This is a genomic window from Aeromonas sp. s12 (genome assembly GCF_040907925.1).
In the GTDB taxonomy this organism is placed as follows: domain Bacteria; phylum Pseudomonadota; class Gammaproteobacteria; order Enterobacterales; family Aeromonadaceae; genus Aeromonas; species Aeromonas veronii.
Genome location: NZ_JBFOCT010000024.1, coordinates 57,208 through 74,176 on the forward strand (window position 1 = coordinate 57,208; position 16,969 = coordinate 74,176).

The following is a 16,969-nucleotide window of genomic DNA, read 5'->3' on the forward strand; positions in this document are numbered from 1 at the left end:
TCATATGGGGCACATTCCCTTGCCATTCAAGCGCTTGGTGCGCTATCAGTGGTGGCTGAATGCGCCGCAAGCAGGGTCATTACAGGGTTTCGTAACGGGCGACGATGGCGCGAACCACTTCGCTCTCTTCACCCAGTCCGGTGACGCGGGCCAGCGCTTTGGCCGGGCCAAGCTCCGCCAGCAGGGCTTGCAGCTCCACCGCCTGCGGGTCATCGGCATTGCGATAGTGGAGCGCCGCGGCGATCCCCTCCTGCAACTGCTCGTTGGGCAGGCCGTACTCCAGGGTGCCCAGCAGCGGCTTCACCAGTCGATCTCCCGCCGCCAGCTTGCGCAGCGGCTGACGACCGACCCGGTCAATCTCGTCCACCAGATAGGGGTTGGCGAAGCGGGCCAGGATCTTCTCGATGTAGGCGGCGTGCAGGCGCGGGTCGAAGCCGTAGCGTTTCACCAGTACGGCACCGCTCTCTTCCATGGCGCGGCGTACCTTGCTGCGGATCACCGGATCCCCGATCGCCTCGCGCACTGTGCGGTAGCCCCGCAACTTGCCGAGATAGGCGGTGACGATGTGGCCGGTGTTGAGGGTGAACAGCTTGCGCTCGACGAAGGCCATCAGGTTGTCGGTGGGCTCCATGCCCGCCACCTGTGGCAGCTCCCCCTTGAACTGGGTCTGATCGACGATCCACTCGCTGAAGCTTTCGACCGTCACTTCCAGCGGATCATCGTTGGCAGCCGCGGCGGGCGGCACGATGCGATCCACCGCCGAGTCGACGAAGCCGATACAGGATTCGAGCGTGGCATGATACGCGACCGGCAGGTACTTGAGTACCTCCCGCTTGAGGTGGCTGGTGCCGCGCACCATGTTTTCGCAGGCGATGACGTTGAGCGGAGTCAGGTTGCCGGCATCGAAACGGGCCTGCAGCCCCTTGGCCAGGGTGCTGGCAATCTTGTCCAGAATGTTGGGGCCCACTGCCGTGGTGACCAGATCGGCGGTGATGATGCGGGCGATCACCTCGTGACCGGCGGAGCTCACCGCCGCCACGTTGCGCACCACATCCAGCTTCTGATCCGCACCCACCACATGGACCTTGTACTCCTGGCGGTGGTTGAGCTGATCGATCAGGGTGTCGTTGACGTCGGCGAAGGTGACCTGATGGCTGGCATCCGCCAGCACTTTGCCGATAAAGCCGCGACCGATGTTACCAGCACCAAAATGCAATGTTTTCATGATATTAACCTCTTGAACCAAAGACGATGAAAGATGATTACGCAGCCTGTTCGGCACCCAGCAGATCCAGGAAGGCCTGGGGATCCGTGGTGCTGGCCAGCCGGTCGATGAGACCGGGTTCATCCAGTGCATTGGTCAGGCGGGTTATCACCTGCATGTGTTCGTCGTTGCGGGCTGCGATGCCGATCACCAGCCGCGCCACTTCATCGGCGGCTTCGCCAAAGGCGACCCCGGCTGGGTACTGGCAGATGACGATGCCGGTACGCTTCACAAACTCTTTGGCGGCTATGGTGCCGTGGGGCACGGCGATGGATTCGCCGAGGTAGGTGGAGACCAGCTGTTCACGCTCCAGCATGGCGTTGACGTAGTCGGGAGCCACGTAGCCGCGCTCGGCCAGCAGTCGGCCTGCGGTCAGGATGGCGGCCTCCTTGTTGTCCGCTTTCAGTCCCAGATGCACGTCATTACGGCTCAGGGTAAAGACTTCGGCCGCTTGCGGCTCGTAGCTGTCGTCGTTGGCCGCCACCAGCAGCTGCGGGTTGGCGACGTCATCGTTGGCGGCCTGGGTCAGGCTCTGTACCAGCTCCTGATAGAGGCCGTTGTCGAGGAAGTTGGTTAGGGAAATATGGTGGGCATGCGGCGCATGGCGACGGGCCCGCTCGGTCAGATCCTTGTGGGTGATGACCCAGTCCACCTGATCGTCGAGCTGATCGATGGCGCGGTTGGTGACGCTGATATCGAGCCCTGCGGCCTGCACCCGCTTGCGCAGCATGCCGGCGCCCATGGCGCTGGAGCCCATGCCCGCATCGCAGGCGACCACAATATTGCGTACCGCCATCAGTTCGCCGCCCGGCTTCTTGGCCGCTGCGGTTTCGGGCTTGCCGCCCTTCATGGCTTTCATCTTGCGAGTGGCTTCACCGAGGGCATCGGCCTCGTCGGCTTCCGGCTGCTGGGCTCGAACGAATACGGCGGCGACCAGGAAGGAGACCAGAGTGGCGCTGATGATGGAGAGGGCGACCCCGATCAGGGAGGCTTTCGGCGTCATCAACAACACTGCGAAGATGGAGCCCGGCGACGCGGGTGAGACCAGACCGGCGTTGAACAGGGTCAGGGTAAAGACCCCGGTCATGCCACCGGCGATCACCGCCAGAATGAGGCGCGGGTTCATCAGCACGTACGGGAAGTAGATCTCGTGGATGCCACCGAAGAAGTGAATGATGGAGGCGCCAGCCGCAGACTGCTTGGCCGCACCACGACCGAACACCATGTAGGCCAGCAGCACACCCATGCCCGGGCCCGGGTTCGCTTCAATCAGGAAGAAGATGGAGCTACCGTGCTCGGTGGCTTGCTGGATCCCCAGCGGCGAGAAGATGCCGTGGTTGATGGCGTTGTTGAGGAACAGGATCTTGGCCGGTTCGACGAAGATGGAGGTGAGCGGCAGCATGTGGTTTTCCACCAGGAAGCCGACGCCACCGGCAAGCAGGCCGGAGAGCACCTTGACGAAGGGGCCAATCACGAAGAAGGCGAGGATCGCCAGCAGCATGCCGATAAGGCCGGCGGAGAAGTTGTTGACCAGCATCTCGAAGCCGCTCTTGACGCGACCGTCCATCGCCTTGTCGAAGCGCTTGATGGCCCAGCCACCGAGCGGGCCGACCATCATGGCTCCCATGAACATGGGGATATCGGTTCCCACGATGACACCCATGGTGGTGATGGCACCGACCACGCCGCCGCGCTCACCGCCCATCAGTTTGCCGCCGGTGTAGCCAATCAGCAGCGGCAGCAGGTAGGTGATCATGGGGCCGACTAGCTTGGCCAAGGTTTCATTGGGCAGCCAGCCGGTGGGGATGAAGAGGGCGGTGATAAAGCCCCAGGCGATAAAGGCGCCTATGTTGGGCATGACCATATTGGACAGGAAGCGTCCAAAATTCTGTATCTTGACTTTGGTATCCGGTGATAACATGTCGGGACCCCGTTTTAAGCCTGTTTGATTAAAAGTGGTAGTCGGGATGGCCGGTTTTGCCGAACCTCCATCCCGGTCGTCTAAGCAACTTCAATCTACCAGCTTGCGATCAAATTAGGCTGAAAACGGGGTGTCTTGTGATCCACCTCTCAGATACCCCGTCATACCCCCTCCATAACCAGTGACCCTGATCACATTCGAGAGCTGTAATTCGGCTACATTTCGATCTTTTCTGTTTTTTATGGTCATTTTTTGTGATTTAAATCACTAAAGTTACTTTGTGGCCCTCTTGTGGAATGGTGATTGGCGTCACAAATTCAGTTTTTGTATTCGAATGGGACAAATCACTCAATTACTCATCAGTGGGTAGTGGCGATGGATCTATCGAAATACTCCATTGCTTACCAATGAATCAATAAATTTGTAACCCACTTTCAGTTTTTACAGTTGGTGATGAGGTCTCTTTTGCGGCTGGCCGATGGGAATGGGCGCCAACATGCAGGATGTTATCGAGCGGCAGATGTTCGGGGCGCTTGTTTGCTGCGCAGGCCAGACTGCAGATAAAAACAAACCGCCAGCAGGCGGTTTGTCGGTTTTTGCGATCTGAGCCCTGTCGGGGCTGCGGTTTAGTAGAAGCCGGCATCCTCGGGGGAGGGGCGGGTCTTGAAGCGGCGATGGAGCCACATGTACTGCTCCGGCGCCTTGCGCACGGCGGCTTCAATCTCGCGGTTGGCGCGGGCGGCATCGACCATGTCATCTCCGCTGGGGTAGTCGGCGAGCGGCGCGCCGATATGCAGGGTGTAACCCTCGCTGGTGCGGATGTTGTAGCAGGGCAGGGTGACGGTGTTCTTCACCCGCGCCAAGGTGGCGGTGCCGGTGATGGTGGCGGCCTGCTCCACCGCGAAGTAGGGCACGAACACGCTGGCGTGGCTGCCGTAGTCGTGATCCGGTGCATACCAGAGGGCGTCGCCGTTGCGCAGCGCCTTGATCATCCCCTTCACATCCATCCGGTCCACCAGATATTTGTTGGAGGCACAGCGCCCGTGGTACTGGGCATACTCCAGCACCGGATTGGTGTTGGGGCGATAGACCCCCACCCCGGGCCGTACCAGCCCGAAACAGCGGGCGTTGAGTTCCAGCGTCAGGAAATGGCAGGAGAGCAGCAGCATGCCCTGGCCTTTTTCCATGGCGGCGATGACGTGCTCTTCCCCTTCCACCTTCATCAGGTTGCGCATCCGCCAGTCTGGCCAGAACCAGGCGATCCCCACCTCGAATACGGCGCAGCCCACGCTCTCGAAGTTTGCCTTAAGCAGTTTCTCCCGCTCATCCCGGGTCAGCTCGGGCATCGCCAGCTCCAGATTGCGACGGGCAATCTTGACCCGGGACTTCAATATCCTGGCGGCGAGACGACCGAGCTGACGGCCCAGCCACATCTGGCTGCGCCACGGCAGCAGGGTCAGCAGCCAGAGCAGGCCGAGGCCGAACCAGCTGGCCCAGTAACGGGGATGAAACAGGCGGGGCTCCAGGTGGGGAGCGTTGTCATGGGCCATGGCTAATCTCTTGTTCGCAAACACAATCGGGGGATTCTAGCCGAAAAGGGGGGGCGGGGGCGAATGGCTGTGTGCTGGTCAGAGGGGTAGCTTGCGTCCGGTTAGCGTGACAGCGGCGGCAACTGCGGTCGGCTTTTTCTACACCGGATAAAAGAGTGTGATAAAATCGCCCGCTGATTTTTCAGGTTTTGAGAGTCGATACAGATGAAGATCACCCTGCCCGATTTTGAAAAAGCCCGCGTTCTGGTCGTTGGCGATGTCATGTTGGACCGTTACTGGCATGGCCCTACCGGTCGGATCTCCCCCGAGGCGCCGGTGCCCGTGGTCAAGGTTGAACACATTGAGGAGCGTCCCGGTGGCGCGGCCAACGTGGCCCTCAACTCCGCTGCGCTGGGCGCCCACGCCGTGCTGCTTGGCCTGACCGGTCAGGATGAAGCGGCCGATGCGCTGGCCGGGCAGATGGCTGGCGTCAAGGTGGCCTGTGATTTCGTTCGTCTGGCCGACTTCCCGACTATCACCAAGCTGCGGGTGCTGTCACGCAACCAGCAACTGCTGCGTCTGGACTTTGAAGAGCCCTTCCACTCCGTCGATGCCACCCTGCTGATGAGCAAGGTGGAGCAGGCGCTGCCGAATAGCGACGTGATGATCCTCTCCGACTACGGCAAGGGTGCTCTCAACGACGTGCCCGGCATGATCCAGCGCGCCCGAGCCGCCGGTATTCCGGTGCTGGTCGACCCCAAGGGGACCGACTTCGAGAAGTATCGCGGTGCCACTCTGCTGACCCCCAACATGTCCGAATTCGAGGCCGTGGTGGGCAAGGTGAAGAGCGAAGAGGAGCTGGTCACCAAGGGGCTGGATCTGGTCAAGCGTTTCGAGCTGGATGCCCTGCTGGTCACCCGTTCCGAGAACGGCATGACCCTGATCCGCGAAGGTCAGCCGGAGCTGCATCTGCCGGCTCAGGCCCACGAGGTTTACGATGTGACCGGTGCCGGTGATACCGTGATCTCTACCCTCGCCACCTCGCTGGCGGCAGGCAAGAGCCTGGACGAAGCCTGCGCACTGGCCAATACCGCTGCCGGTATTGTGGTCGGCAAGCTGGGTACCTCTACCGTCAGCCCGGTCGAGCTGGCCAATGCCCTCTACACCGAGCAGGAGACCGGCTTCGGCGTCATGTCCGAAGCCCAGCTGAAAGTGGCGGTTCGTGCCGCCCGTCTGCGCGGCGAGAAGGTGGTGATGACCAACGGTTGCTTCGACATCCTGCACGCCGGCCACGTCTCCTATCTGGCCAACGCCGGCAAGCTGGGGGATCGTCTGATCGTGGCGGTCAATACCGACGAGTCGGTTCGCCGTCTGAAAGGGCCGGGTCGTCCGGTCAACCCGACCGAGCGTCGCATGGCCGTACTGGCTGCGCTGGGCGCGGTGGACTGGGTAGTGCCGTTTGGTGAAGATACCCCGCAGCGCCTGATCGCCGAGATCCTGCCGGATCTGCTGGTCAAGGGGGGTGACTACAAGCCGGAAGATATCGCCGGTTACGCCGAGGTGACCGCCAATGGCGGTGAGGTGCGCGTTCTCAACTTCGAGGATGGCTGCTCCACCACCGACATCATCAAGACGATCCGCGAGCGCGGCTAACGTTCTGCTAGCCCCGCAATCTGGCGGGGCTCTCTATCGGCGGTAGCAAGCCGACAGAAATACGGATAACAAAAAGGCGACCTTGCGGTCGCCTTTTTCATGTCCGATAGCGGCTATCAGCCCTTGGCTTTTGCCGTGGCTGGCATCAGACCCTGGTTCACTTCCACCAGGTCCTGCGCTTCCAGAATACCGGCAGCCTGTTTCAGGCTCAGGATATTGAGAATGTAGTTGTAACGGGCTTCGGAGAGCTTCTGCTTGGCCTCGTACAGCTTGCGAGTGGAGTCCAGCACGTCGACGATGGTACGGGTACCCACTTCGTAACCGGCTTCGGTCGCCTTCAGGGCGCTGTCGGCGGAGACCACGGACTGGCTGTAGGCACGAACCGAGCCGATACTGGCGTTCACGTTGTTGTAGGAGGAGCGCACTGTGCTCTGCACCGAGCGGAAGTTCTTCTCCAGCAGTTCGCTGGCCGCTACGTAGTTGTATTGAGCCTGCTTCACCTTGGAGCTGGTGGCGCCACCGCTGTAGATGGGCAGCTTGAAGGTCAGACCGATATTGGCCTGATTATCATTGCCGCCCTGAATGCTATCCAGCTTGTAATCGGTATTGCTGGTTTGCAGTCCGGCACCCAGATCCAGCGTCGGCTCATGGCCGGTTTTGGCCAGATCGATCTGCTCCTTGGCAATGTCCTTGCTGATGCGGGCACTGTGCAGTTGCAGGTTTTTGTCCAGCGCCAGCTCCAGCCACTTGTCGGAGCCGAAGGCGGTCTTTTGCGGGCTGAAACGATCGGTGTTCAGCACATCCAGATTGCGGTGATCGATACCGGTCAGCTCGCGCAGGGTCTCGTAGCTGTTGTCCAGCGAGTTTTCTGCATTGATCTCGTCGGCCAGCGCCTGGTCACGGGAGGCTTCTGCTTCATGGACGTCGGTGATGGCGGTCAGGCCCACTTCGAAACGCTGCTGGGTTTGCTCCAGCTGACGCTCTACCGCAACCTTGTTGGCACGAACGAATTCCAGGGTATCCATCGCCTTGAGCACATCAAAGTAGGCTTTGGCGGTGCGCACCATCAGGTTCTGGATCTCGAGGTTGTAGGCGACATCTGACTGGGTAGCCTGCTTCTCGCTGATATCCAGATTGACCCAGTTACTGCGACGATAGAGGGATTGCGACAGCGTCACCTCACCCTTGGCGTTGGTATTGCTCTGGGTATCGTTCTTGTTTTGCAGATAATTGAGCCCGGCACCCAGATCGATCTGGGGCAGCAGAGGGGCACGGGATTCGTTGATCTTCTCGAAGGCCTGGTCGCGAACGGCTTTGGACTGCAGCAACTGCGGGTCTTTGATCTGGGCTTGCTGGTAGATGTCGAGCAGGTTTTCGGCATGGGCACCGGCACTGACGCCCAGCAACACCATGACTGACAAAAGTGTTCTTTTCATAGATCGTTTTAACCTTATGTAGTAACCCAAACTGGTTGCTGGAGAGGCAAATATTGTCACCGACCAAGCTTGATTGCAGCTTAATCACTCTACTATAAGCAAAATTTAATGCTAAGAGTCTCAGGTCCGGTGACGGGAACGTCAAGAACCGGACGCAGTTTTCTCCCCGCGCGCCTAGCCAAATGGTCTGTGGCTGCTAAAATCCACCCCTCATTACCATGGCACGCCGAGTGAATGAACGTTCATTCATGTTCCTCGGATTTTATGGTCAAACTGATACAAGTCAAGCTGACGGGAGCCCCGGATGTCGCAGCAACCCTTGCCGCAAGATCGGCATTACGCCGCCGATGATGTAAAAATCATTGAAAAATCAGCTGGATATAACGGCTTCTTCAAGGTGAATGTCTATCGTTTGCAGCATCGGTTATTTGCAGGCGGCTGGAACCAACCCATCGTGCGCGAGCTGTTCGAGCGGGGCCATGCTGCCGCACTGCTTCCCTATGATCCGGTACGCGACCAGATAGTGCTGGTGGAGCAGTTCCGCATTGGCGCCATGGAGACCAGCCCGACCCCCTGGCTGCTGGAGCTGGTGGCCGGCATCATCGACGAAGGGGAGAGTGCCGAGGCGGTGGTGCGCCGCGAAGCGGTGGAAGAGGCCGGGATCGAGGTGGCCCGCTGCGAGCATGCCATCAGCTATCTGGTGAGCCCGGGCGGCAGCACCGAGCGGATCGAGGTCTTTGTGGGCGAGGTGGATGCCAGCAAGGCCGAGGGGCTGCACGGTCTGGCGGATGAAGGTGAGGATATCCGGGTGCACGTGGTGAGCCGCGAACAGGCCTATGCCTGGCTCAAAGAGGGGCGCATCGACAATGCGGCCTCGGTCATTGCCCTGCAGTGGCTGGCCCTCAACCATGGCGAGCTGCGCGCCCGCTGGCTGGCGGATCGCTGAGGTGGCGCTGACCCTGCAACAGAGCAGGCGCTATGTGCCTGATCTGATGTCCTTGCAGCGTACCTGCGAGGTCAACTACTCACGGGTGTTGATTGATGGAGCTTTGCGATGCCGTTAGTTCAATCCCGGACCAAACGTTATGTGCCGGATTTGATGTCTTTGCAGAGAACTTGCGAGGTCAACTACATGGCATTGATGAAACTGCTGCCGCCAGATGGGGAAGTCGGGGCCGAGCGCCGCTATCGGGTCGGCAACGATCTGCAGTTCCAGCTCACCATCATTGGCGAGAGTCGCTTCACCAATCAGGTGATCCTGAGCCAGCACAACCCCGAATTGCCCGAATATTTACAAGCTCAGATAGAGATTCGTTTGTATCATGACGTGCGGATGGCGGAAGTGTGTGCAGCGCAACAGATTTCCCGTTTGCAACCACGTTATGATTATCCCAATAAAAAGATGCACCAGCGGGACGAAAAGGAGCAGGTAAATCTGTTTCTGGCCGAATGGCTAAAATTTTGTCTCAGACACGGTACCAGCCCGATCAATATCTCCAGTTGAACAAATAAAAAGAAGCGTGATTTTGGAAACAGAGCTCCCCCAGGCGCAGGACGGCAGTGTGCGCCTGTTGCAAATTACCGACACCCACCTCTTCGCGAGTGCCGAAGGGCGGCTGTTGGCTGTGCGCACCGCAGAGAGTCTGGCCGCCGTGCTGGAACAGGTGCAGGCCAATGAACACCCCTACGAGGTGATTCTGGCGACCGGCGATCTGTCGCAGGATCACAGTCCGGAATCCTATCAGCGTTTCGCCTCCATGATGGCGCCCCTTGGCCGCCCCATCTACTGGCTGCCGGGCAATCACGATGACAGCCCGCTGATGACCGAATATCTCCATGCCGCCGGGATCAGCGAATCCAAACAGCTGGTGGGCGACCACTGGCAGGTGATCCTGCTCGACACCCAGGTGCGCGGCAAACCCCACGGCATGATTGGCGATCACCAGCTGGCCGCTCTCGACCGTGCCCTGCGTCAATATCCTGATCGCCACGCCCTTATCACCCTGCACCATCAGGCGGTACCGGTGGGCTGCGCCTGGCTGGATCAGCACAATCTCAAGAATGCCGATGACCTGTTCGCCGTGCTGGCCCGTCATCCACAGCAGAAGACCATCCTGTTCGGTCACGTCCATCAGGAGTTTGACGAGGTGCACCGCGGGGTGCGGCTGATTGCCAGCCCCTCCACCTGCATTCAGTTCAAACCGCTATCCGACGGCTTCGCGCTGGATGAATCCGGCCCGGGCTGGCGCTATCTCACCCTCTATCCGGATGGGCGGGTGGCCAGTGAGGTGTGGCGCCTGCCGGTGGGGCAGTTTGTGCCCGACCCCAACGCCACCGGTTATTGAGGAGAGCATTGCATGAAGTCGGTTCTCCTTTATCTGCACGGTTTCAACTCCTCACCGGGCTCCGCCAAGGCGCAGCAGATGGCTGCCTGGGTGGCCGCCAATCGGCCGGATATCGAGGTGAGCATTCCGGCCCAGCCCAATACGCCAGCGGCGGCCTGGGCGGCTATCGAGCAGACCATCGCCGATCTGCAGCGTCGTTATGGTAGTGAATTCAAACTCGGCGCCGTGGGCAGCTCCCTCGGCGGCTTTATGGCGACCCGGGTGAGCGAGCAGTACGGCTGCCGCGCGGCGCTGATCAATCCGGCGGTGCGCCCGCACGAGCTGCTCTGTGACTACCTTGGCCCCCAGACCAATCCCTATACGGGTGAGCAGTACGAACTGCGGCCTGAACATATGGATGAGCTGCGGGCACTGGCGGTACCGGTGACGGTGCCGGAGCGACTCTGGATCCTGCAACAGCAGGGGGATGAGGTGCTCGACTATCGCAAGGCGCTGGATGAATACCGCTTTGCCCGCCTCTCGCTGGAGTGCGGCGGCAACCACGCCTTTGTGGCGTTCGAGCGCTACCCCGCCCAGATCATCCGTTTCCTCGGGTTATAGTCAGGTTTGAGTCAATAAGGGCGGTCTCGCCCTGCTTGTTCTTCTCCAGATCAAGCTTTCGGTGCGGGGAGTTTGTTCTACCCCCGCCTAGCAGTTAAGATTCCCTCCAAACGTCAATTCGCAAGGCCCTCCATGTCTACTCAATACAATGCGGATGCCATTGAGGTCCTCAATGGCCTTGAGCCGGTGCGTCGCCGCCCCGGCATGTATACCGACACCACCCGGCCCAATCACCTCGGCCAGGAGGTTATCGACAACAGCGTCGATGAAGCGCTGGCAGGTCACGCCCGCAATCTGGAGGTGATCCTGCATGAAGACCAGTCCCTCGAAGTGATCGACGACGGCCGCGGCATGCCGGTCGATATCCACCCGGAAGAGGGGGTCAGCGGGGTGGAGCTGATCCTCTGCAAGCTGCACGCGGGCGGCAAATTCTCCAACAAGAACTACCAGTTCTCCGGCGGTTTGCACGGGGTGGGTATTTCGGTCGTAAACGCCCTCTCCGATCGGGTCGAGGTGACGGTGCGTCGCGACGGTCAGGTCTATGACATCGCCTTCGAGCGTGGCGAGAAAGTGCAGGAGCTGACCATCACCGGCACCTGCGGTCGTCGCAACACCGGCACCCGGGTGCGCTTCTGGCCGCAGGCGAGCTACTTCGATTCGCCCAAATTCTCGGTCACCAAGCTGGAGCACCTGCTCAAAGCCAAGGCGGTACTTTGCCCCGGCCTCACCATCAAGTTCCTCGACAAGAACACCGGCATCAAGCTGGAGTGGTGCTACGAAGATGGCCTCAAGGATTACCTGATCGATGCGGTCAAGCAGTACACCTGCCTGCCGGAGCAGCCCTTTATCGGCTCGTTCAGCTCCGAACAATCGGCGGTGGACTGGGCGCTCTGCTGGTTGCCGGAAGGGGGCGAATGCCTCGCCGAATCCTATGTGAACCTCATCCCCACCGCCCAGGGCGGTACTCACGTCAACGGCCTGCGTCAGGGGCTGCTCGACGCCATGCGCGAGTTCTGCGAGTTCCGCAACCTGCTGCCGCGCGGGGTCAAGCTGACCCCGGAAGATATCTGGGATCGCTGTGCCTACATCCTCTCCATCAAGATGCAGGATCCACAGTTCGCCGGCCAAACCAAGGAGCGCCTCTCCTCCCGCCAGAGCTCTGCGTTTGTCTCCGGCGTAGTGAAGGATGCCTTCAGCCTCTATCTGAACAGCAATACCGAGCTGGCGGAGCAGATCGCCGAGATCTGTATCTCCAGCGCCCAGCGTCGGATGCGCGCCGCCAAGACGGTGGTGCGCAAGAAGATTACCCAGGGCCCGGCGCTGCCCGGCAAGCTGACCGACTGTAACTGCGCCGACCCCATGCAGGGGGAGCTGTTCCTGGTGGAAGGTGACTCCGCGGGCGGCAGTGCCAAGCAGGCGCGGGATCGCGAGTTCCAGGCCATCATGCCGCTGCGCGGCAAGATACTGAACACCTGGGAGGTGGAGGCCGGTCAGGTGCTCGCCTCGCAAGAAGTGCACGACATCTCGGTCGCCATCGGGCTCGATCCCGACTCCGAGGATCTCAGCGGCCTGCGCTACGGCAAGGTGTGCATCCTCGCGGATGCGGACTCGGACGGTCTGCACATCGCCACCCTGCTCTGCGCCCTGTTTGTGAAGCACTTCCGCACGCTGGTGGAGAAGGGGCACGTTTACGTCGCCATGCCGCCCCTCTACCGGATCGATATCGGTAAAGAGGTCTACTACGCCCTCGACGAGGACGAGAAGAACGGCGTGTTGCAGCGGGTCGAGGCCGAGAAGAAGAAGGGCAAGGTGATGGTGACCCGATTCAAGGGTCTGGGTGAGATGAACCCGAAACAGCTGCGGGAAACCACCATGGATCCCAACACCCGCCGTCTGGTGCAGCTCACCATGGAGCCGGCAGGAGAGAGCGAAGGGGATGCGGCTGACGAGACCCTACAACTGATGGACATGCTGCTGGCCAAGAAGCGGGCGAGCGATCGCCGCGAATGGTTGGAAGAGAAGGGTAACCTCGCCATCATTTAAGCCGTCGGCTGGCCCGCACAGGGCCGGCAAGCATTTAGCCGGAGTCGCCCTGTGGCGGCTCCCGAACCGAAAGAGAAAATCACATGAGTGATGCTATCGAGCTCAGTCTGGACGGGGTAGAGCGCCAGCCAATGCGCACCTTTACCGAACAGGCTTACTTGAACTACTCCATGTACGTCATCATGGATCGGGCCTTGCCGCATATTGGCGATGGCCTCAAACCGGTGCAGCGGCGCATCATCTACGCCATGAGCGAGTTGGGGTTGTCGGCCCTCTCCAAGCACAAGAAGTCCGCCCGTACCGTGGGTGACGTGCTGGGTAAGTACCACCCCCACGGCGACATCGCCTGTTATGAAGCCATGGTGCTGATGGCCCAGCCCTTCTCCTACCGCTACCCGCTGGTGGACGGTCAGGGTAACTGGGGTGCGCCGGACGATCCCAAATCCTTCGCTGCCATGCGTTATACCGAGGCGCGTCTGTCGCGCTTCTCCGAGCTGCTGCTCTCTGAATTGGGCCAAGGCACGGTGGAGTGGACGCCGAACTTCGACGGCACCATGAAGGAGCCGGTGGTGCTGCCCGCCCGCCTGCCACACATCCTGCTCAACGGGGTGACCGGTATTGCGGTGGGGATGGCGACCGACATCCCGCCCCACAACGCGCGGGAAGTGGCCTACGCCTGTGCCGAGCTGCTCGACAACCCCAATACGGGGCTGGATGTGTTGATGCAGCACATTCAGGGGCCGGACTACCCGACCAACGCCGAGATCATCACCCCGCGCGACGATATCCGCAAAATCTACGAGACCGGCAAGGGCTCCATCAAGCAGCGGGCGGTCTGGAGCGAGGAGGATGGCGACATCGTCATCACTGCGCTGCCCCATCAGGCCTCCGGCGCCAAGATCATGGAGCAGATCGCCGCCCAGATGGTGGCGAAAAAGCTGCCGATGGTCACCGATCTGCGCGATGAATCTGACCACGAAAACCCGACCCGTCTGGTGATCGTGCCGCGCTCCAACCGGGTGGACGTGGAGGGGCTGATGGCCCACCTGTTCGCCACCACGGATCTGGAGAAGAACTACCGGGTCAACCTCAACATCCTCGGCCTCGACAACCGGCCGCAGGTGAAGTGCCTCAAGACCATCCTCAGCGAGTGGATCCAGTTCCGCCGCGAGACCGTGCGTCGCCGTCTGCAGTTCCGCCTCGACAAGGTGCTGGCTCGCCTGCACATCCTCGAAGGCTTGCTGATTGCCTACCTCAACATCGACGAGGTGATCGAGATCATCCGCACCGAGGATGAGCCGGGCAAGGTGATGGTGGAGCGCTTCAACATTACCGAGACCCAGGCCGAAGCGATCCTCGAGCTGAAACTGCGCCATCTGGCCAAGCTCGAAGAGTTCAAGCTGCGCGCCGAACAGAATGAACTGGCCGAAGAGCGCGACAAGCTGGAGCTTATTCTGGGCTCCGAGCGTCGCCTCAACACCCTGCTCAAGAAAGAGCTGCTGGCCGATGCCGAGAAGTACGGCGACGATCGCCGCACCCCGCTGGTGGAGCGTGCCACCGCCGTGGCGCTGACCGAGAAAGAGCTGGTGCCGAGCGAACCGGTCACCGTCATCCTCTCCGACAAGGGGTGGGTGCGCGCCGCCAAGGGCCACGACGTGGATGTCGAGGGGCTCTCCTACAAGGCAGGGGACAACTACCTCACCCACGCCTTTGGCCGCAGCAACCAGCAGGCGGTGTTCCTGTCGAGCTTTGGCCGCACCTACTCGCTGGAGGCGCACACTCTGCCCTCCGCCCGCAGTCAAGGCGAGCCGCTCACCGGCCGCTTTGCGCTGGGTGCCGGTGAAGAGGTGCGTCATCTGGTGATGGGCAACGAGGGCGAGCCGTATCTGATCGCGAGCGACGCCGGTTACGGCTTTGTCTGCACCTATGACGACCTGATCGGTAAGAACAAGAACGGCAAGGCGCTGCTCACCGTGCCGGAAGGGGGGCAGGTGATGGCACCCCAGAAGATCGGCTCGCCGGAGACCGATCTCTGCATGGCCATCTCCAACGAAGGGCGCATGCTGCTGTTCCCGCTCAACACCCTGCCGGTACTCGGCAAAGGCAAGGGCAACAAGCTCATCAGCATTCCGTCGGCTCGGGTGAAGGCGCGGGAAGAGTTTGTGGTGATGGCCGCCGTCATTCCGCAGGGCCAGTCGGTCACCCTATTTGCCGGCAAGCGCAAGCTCACTCTTAAGCCATCTGATCTTGACTACTACCGCGGCGAGCGTGGCCGCCGCGGCGCCAAGTTGCCCCGCGGTTTGCAGCGGGTCGATCGTATCGAGATTGAACCCGCAGCCGGAACCGAACCGGTAGCCGGGGAAAATCAGGAAGGGTAATTAATATAGAAGGGCGCGAAAGCGCCCTTCTATTTAAATATTAAGTAAATGGTCGTTGGTTAATATTTAACGTCTTCATTGCAATGATTGCAAATTATAAAGCAAGCTTTATTACGGAAGTCGTCTGTATTTCCACATTTTTCACAACGAAGCTTTTCGAATTTCTTTGTTGTTGATATTTCACTGTAGAGCTTTTCCGATAAGCCTTTTCTAGGTTTCATTTGGTTGATTTTGGTGGAATTTGATTTCTCGTTGTAAATGCTATAAAAATCATTTTTTGTCACTTCTTTTTTAGACGTTTCACGTTTTTGGTTTTCAAGAAGCAGTTTCTCTTTTGCTTTGTTTTCTTTTATGATTTTGACTTGGTTTTGTGCATTCTTTTCTGATAAATCTGAATCGAAAAAATAGATTTTCCCTGTATCCTTGTTATATGTTAACTCATCCAGTGATACCAGCCTATCAACAGCTCGCACTGAAACTGTGGCTGTGTCTTGTAATTCTTCTGCATAATATTCGTGGTAATAGCATTTTAATAACAGTTTATCTGCAACCGAGCTGGCATTTTTGGCTTCATTGTCAAATATGAAAGCATTAGATTTGTTTGCATAAAAAATATCTAGCTCAGTGAATTTATTCTCTTCAAAATTCAAGAAAATCCATATGATAAAGGCTCCGCTGTTTTTATAAAACTCTTCGCGAGCTATTATTATATCGATAAATGTTGTGGAAACTTGCAGTTCAAAAGCAACTCTTACGCCAAGCTTGGTATTGATTGCAGAAACATCAGGTCTACGCCATTTTTTTGCAATTCCAGTGACATTTTCCTCTCGGAAAGTTTTTTCCACTTCTACCCCACTAAAAGTGGGGTCACTCTCTAATAATTTGGCAATTAACAGTTTATTGATTCTATGTAAGGGGCCTTCTTTTTGCCCATTATATTTCATTGCACTTATTTCATCGAAAGTAAGGTGGGATGTTGTCTTGATTGGACAGTCATCAGAGTCCTTAATATGCCTAAAGTAGAAACTTTGATCTGAACGGCCCGCCAATATTACAGGTTGGTAGCATGTTGAACACAACATGGCTAATTCACCAACTCTTGGCCTCAGTTTTCGCCTCATCTCAAAGAGTTCTTTCTGGGGGCGTTCTAAAATATCTCTTACAAAATAAATTTTCCCATCTGAAGGAGAAAAGATTTCTTTGATCGTGCTCTGTTTCATCAGTGTTCCTCCATAAACTGCTGAAAAATAGTAGAAATGAGCAATGTTAAATTTTGAACAGTGTACCTTGTGAAGGGCGTTGTATGAAGCTCTATGCTTTTTGTGTCGGGCCGTAGGTCTGATTAGCGAAGCGTAATCAGACGTTCGCGAAAACGAGTTGCCACAATTTTGCCGGTGTTCCAGCTGATCTCTTCTCTATATCCATAGTCACTGAGATTGTGGTGCGGACGATTACGCTTCGCTAATCGACCCTACCTCTCTCTGTTTTAACGTTCTGCTGCTTGTCGATGGTTTGCTCCCCCTCATCACCGACCTTTCTCCCTTTATCTATGGCAAAGAGTGGGAGAAGGGAGCAGAGATCGCAGCCATTGATAGTGACCGTGGTATGGCGTGATAGCTAAGCCTGACAGCTACGGCTACAGAGTGGCGGGTGCTGATCCCCTCTCCCTTTGGGAGAGGGTTAGGGTGAGGGGAAGCTGACAATAGGGCAAACGCCGCAACAGGCGCCAGGTGGGCAACCTGAAATGAGCCATCCATCCCACCAAAAGAGAAGGGCCCCGCCATCCATGATGGCGGGGCC

Annotated in this window: 12 protein-coding genes; 7 read left to right on the forward strand and 5 right to left on the reverse strand. The window is 58.6% G+C overall.

The features are described from left to right. Positions 1–79 precede the first annotated feature (79 nt). From AB5Y67_RS12005 to lpxL, 3 genes are all read right to left on the reverse strand, one after another. Positions 80–1,225 (reverse strand): mannitol-1-phosphate 5-dehydrogenase, encoded by a 1,146-nt coding sequence (locus AB5Y67_RS12005; RefSeq protein WP_199427734.1) that lies wholly within the window; start codon positions 1,223–1,225, stop codon positions 80–82. 37 nt (positions 1,226–1,262) lie between these two features. Further along, on the reverse strand, positions 1,263–3,185 hold the full coding sequence (locus tag AB5Y67_RS12010) for a PTS mannitol transporter subunit IICBA (protein ID WP_042053605.1): 1,923 nt from the start codon (positions 3,183–3,185) through the stop codon (positions 1,263–1,265). Positions 3,186–3,811: 626 nt separating this feature from the next. Continuing rightward, on the reverse strand, positions 3,812–4,735 hold the full coding sequence (gene lpxL / locus AB5Y67_RS12015) for an LpxL/LpxP family Kdo(2)-lipid IV(A) lauroyl/palmitoleoyl acyltransferase (RefSeq protein WP_199427735.1): 924 nt from the start codon (positions 4,733–4,735) through the stop codon (positions 3,812–3,814). A gap of 204 nt (positions 4,736–4,939) precedes the next feature. Between lpxL and hldE the strand changes: the two genes are divergently transcribed. Next, complete coding sequence (gene hldE, locus AB5Y67_RS12020) at positions 4,940–6,367, forward strand: bifunctional D-glycero-beta-D-manno-heptose-7-phosphate kinase/D-glycero-beta-D-manno-heptose 1-phosphate adenylyltransferase HldE (protein ID WP_076493344.1); 1,428 nt, start codon at positions 4,940–4,942, stop codon at positions 6,365–6,367. Between the two features lie 116 nt (positions 6,368–6,483). Here hldE and tolC read toward each other — a convergent pair whose 3' ends face one another. Continuing rightward, positions 6,484–7,803 (reverse strand): outer membrane channel protein TolC, encoded by a 1,320-nt coding sequence (gene tolC / locus AB5Y67_RS12025; protein WP_075116024.1) that lies wholly within the window; start codon positions 7,801–7,803, stop codon positions 6,484–6,486. A 304-nt stretch (positions 7,804–8,107) separates the two neighbouring features. Here tolC and nudF point away from each other — a divergent pair, with 304 nt between their 5' ends. The 6 genes from nudF (at position 8,108) to parC (ending at position 15,169) form a co-directional block, all read left to right on the forward strand. Further along, the gene (nudF, locus tag AB5Y67_RS12030) at positions 8,108–8,749 is read left to right on the forward strand and encodes an ADP-ribose diphosphatase (RefSeq protein ID WP_064339350.1); all 642 of its coding nucleotides are present in this window, start codon (positions 8,108–8,110) and stop codon (positions 8,747–8,749) included. Between the two features lie 108 nt (positions 8,750–8,857). After that, the gene (locus AB5Y67_RS12035) at positions 8,858–9,307 is read left to right on the forward strand and encodes a DUF1249 domain-containing protein (RefSeq protein WP_042052480.1); all 450 of its coding nucleotides are present in this window, start codon (positions 8,858–8,860) and stop codon (positions 9,305–9,307) included. 22 nt (positions 9,308–9,329) lie between these two features. Further along, positions 9,330–10,148 carry a 3',5'-cyclic-AMP phosphodiesterase gene (gene cpdA, locus AB5Y67_RS12040; protein ID WP_041202814.1) on the forward strand — a complete coding sequence of 273 codons (819 nt, stop codon included), beginning with the start codon at positions 9,330–9,332 and terminating at the stop codon, positions 10,146–10,148. Between the two features lie 12 nt (positions 10,149–10,160). Next, positions 10,161–10,748 (forward strand): YqiA/YcfP family alpha/beta fold hydrolase, encoded by a 588-nt coding sequence (locus AB5Y67_RS12045; protein WP_199427736.1) that lies wholly within the window; start codon positions 10,161–10,163, stop codon positions 10,746–10,748. Positions 10,749–10,880: 132 nt separating this feature from the next. Next, positions 10,881–12,791, forward strand: a complete 1,911-nt coding sequence (parE, locus tag AB5Y67_RS12050; protein WP_201948020.1) for a DNA topoisomerase IV subunit B — start codon at positions 10,881–10,883, stop codon at positions 12,789–12,791. Positions 12,792–12,874: 83 nt separating this feature from the next. Then, complete coding sequence (parC, locus tag AB5Y67_RS12055) at positions 12,875–15,169, forward strand: DNA topoisomerase IV subunit A (RefSeq protein WP_368207808.1); 2,295 nt, start codon at positions 12,875–12,877, stop codon at positions 15,167–15,169. Positions 15,170–15,228: 59 nt separating this feature from the next. Here parC and AB5Y67_RS12060 read toward each other — a convergent pair whose 3' ends face one another. Beyond that, positions 15,229–16,389: a DUF6035 family protein gene (locus tag AB5Y67_RS12060; protein ID WP_199427739.1), complete on the reverse strand. Its 1,161-nt coding sequence runs from the start codon at positions 16,387–16,389 to the stop codon at positions 15,229–15,231. Positions 16,390–16,969: the final 580 nt, after the last annotated feature.

Coding starts and splice junctions, on each gene's coding strand:
- parC (WP_368207808.1), top strand. CDS start 12,875: ATGAGTGATGCTATCGAGCTCAGTCTGGACGGGGTAGAGCGCCAGCCA.
- lpxL (WP_199427735.1), bottom strand. CDS start 4,735: ATGGCCCATGACAACGCTCCCCACCTGGAGCCCCGCCTGTTTCATCCC.
- AB5Y67_RS12005 (WP_199427734.1), bottom strand. CDS start 1,225: ATGAAAACATTGCATTTTGGTGCTGGTAACATCGGTCGCGGCTTTATC.
- AB5Y67_RS12045 (WP_199427736.1), top strand. CDS start 10,161: ATGAAGTCGGTTCTCCTTTATCTGCACGGTTTCAACTCCTCACCGGGC.
- AB5Y67_RS12060 (WP_199427739.1), bottom strand. CDS start 16,389: ATGAAACAGAGCACGATCAAAGAAATCTTTTCTCCTTCAGATGGGAAA.
- nudF (WP_064339350.1), top strand. CDS start 8,108: ATGTCGCAGCAACCCTTGCCGCAAGATCGGCATTACGCCGCCGATGAT.
- hldE (WP_076493344.1), top strand. CDS start 4,940: ATGAAGATCACCCTGCCCGATTTTGAAAAAGCCCGCGTTCTGGTCGTT.
- parE (WP_201948020.1), top strand. CDS start 10,881: ATGTCTACTCAATACAATGCGGATGCCATTGAGGTCCTCAATGGCCTT.
- tolC (WP_075116024.1), bottom strand. CDS start 7,803: ATGAAAAGAACACTTTTGTCAGTCATGGTGTTGCTGGGCGTCAGTGCC.
- AB5Y67_RS12035 (WP_042052480.1), top strand. CDS start 8,858: ATGCCGTTAGTTCAATCCCGGACCAAACGTTATGTGCCGGATTTGATG.
- AB5Y67_RS12010 (WP_042053605.1), bottom strand. CDS start 3,185: ATGTTATCACCGGATACCAAAGTCAAGATACAGAATTTTGGACGCTTC.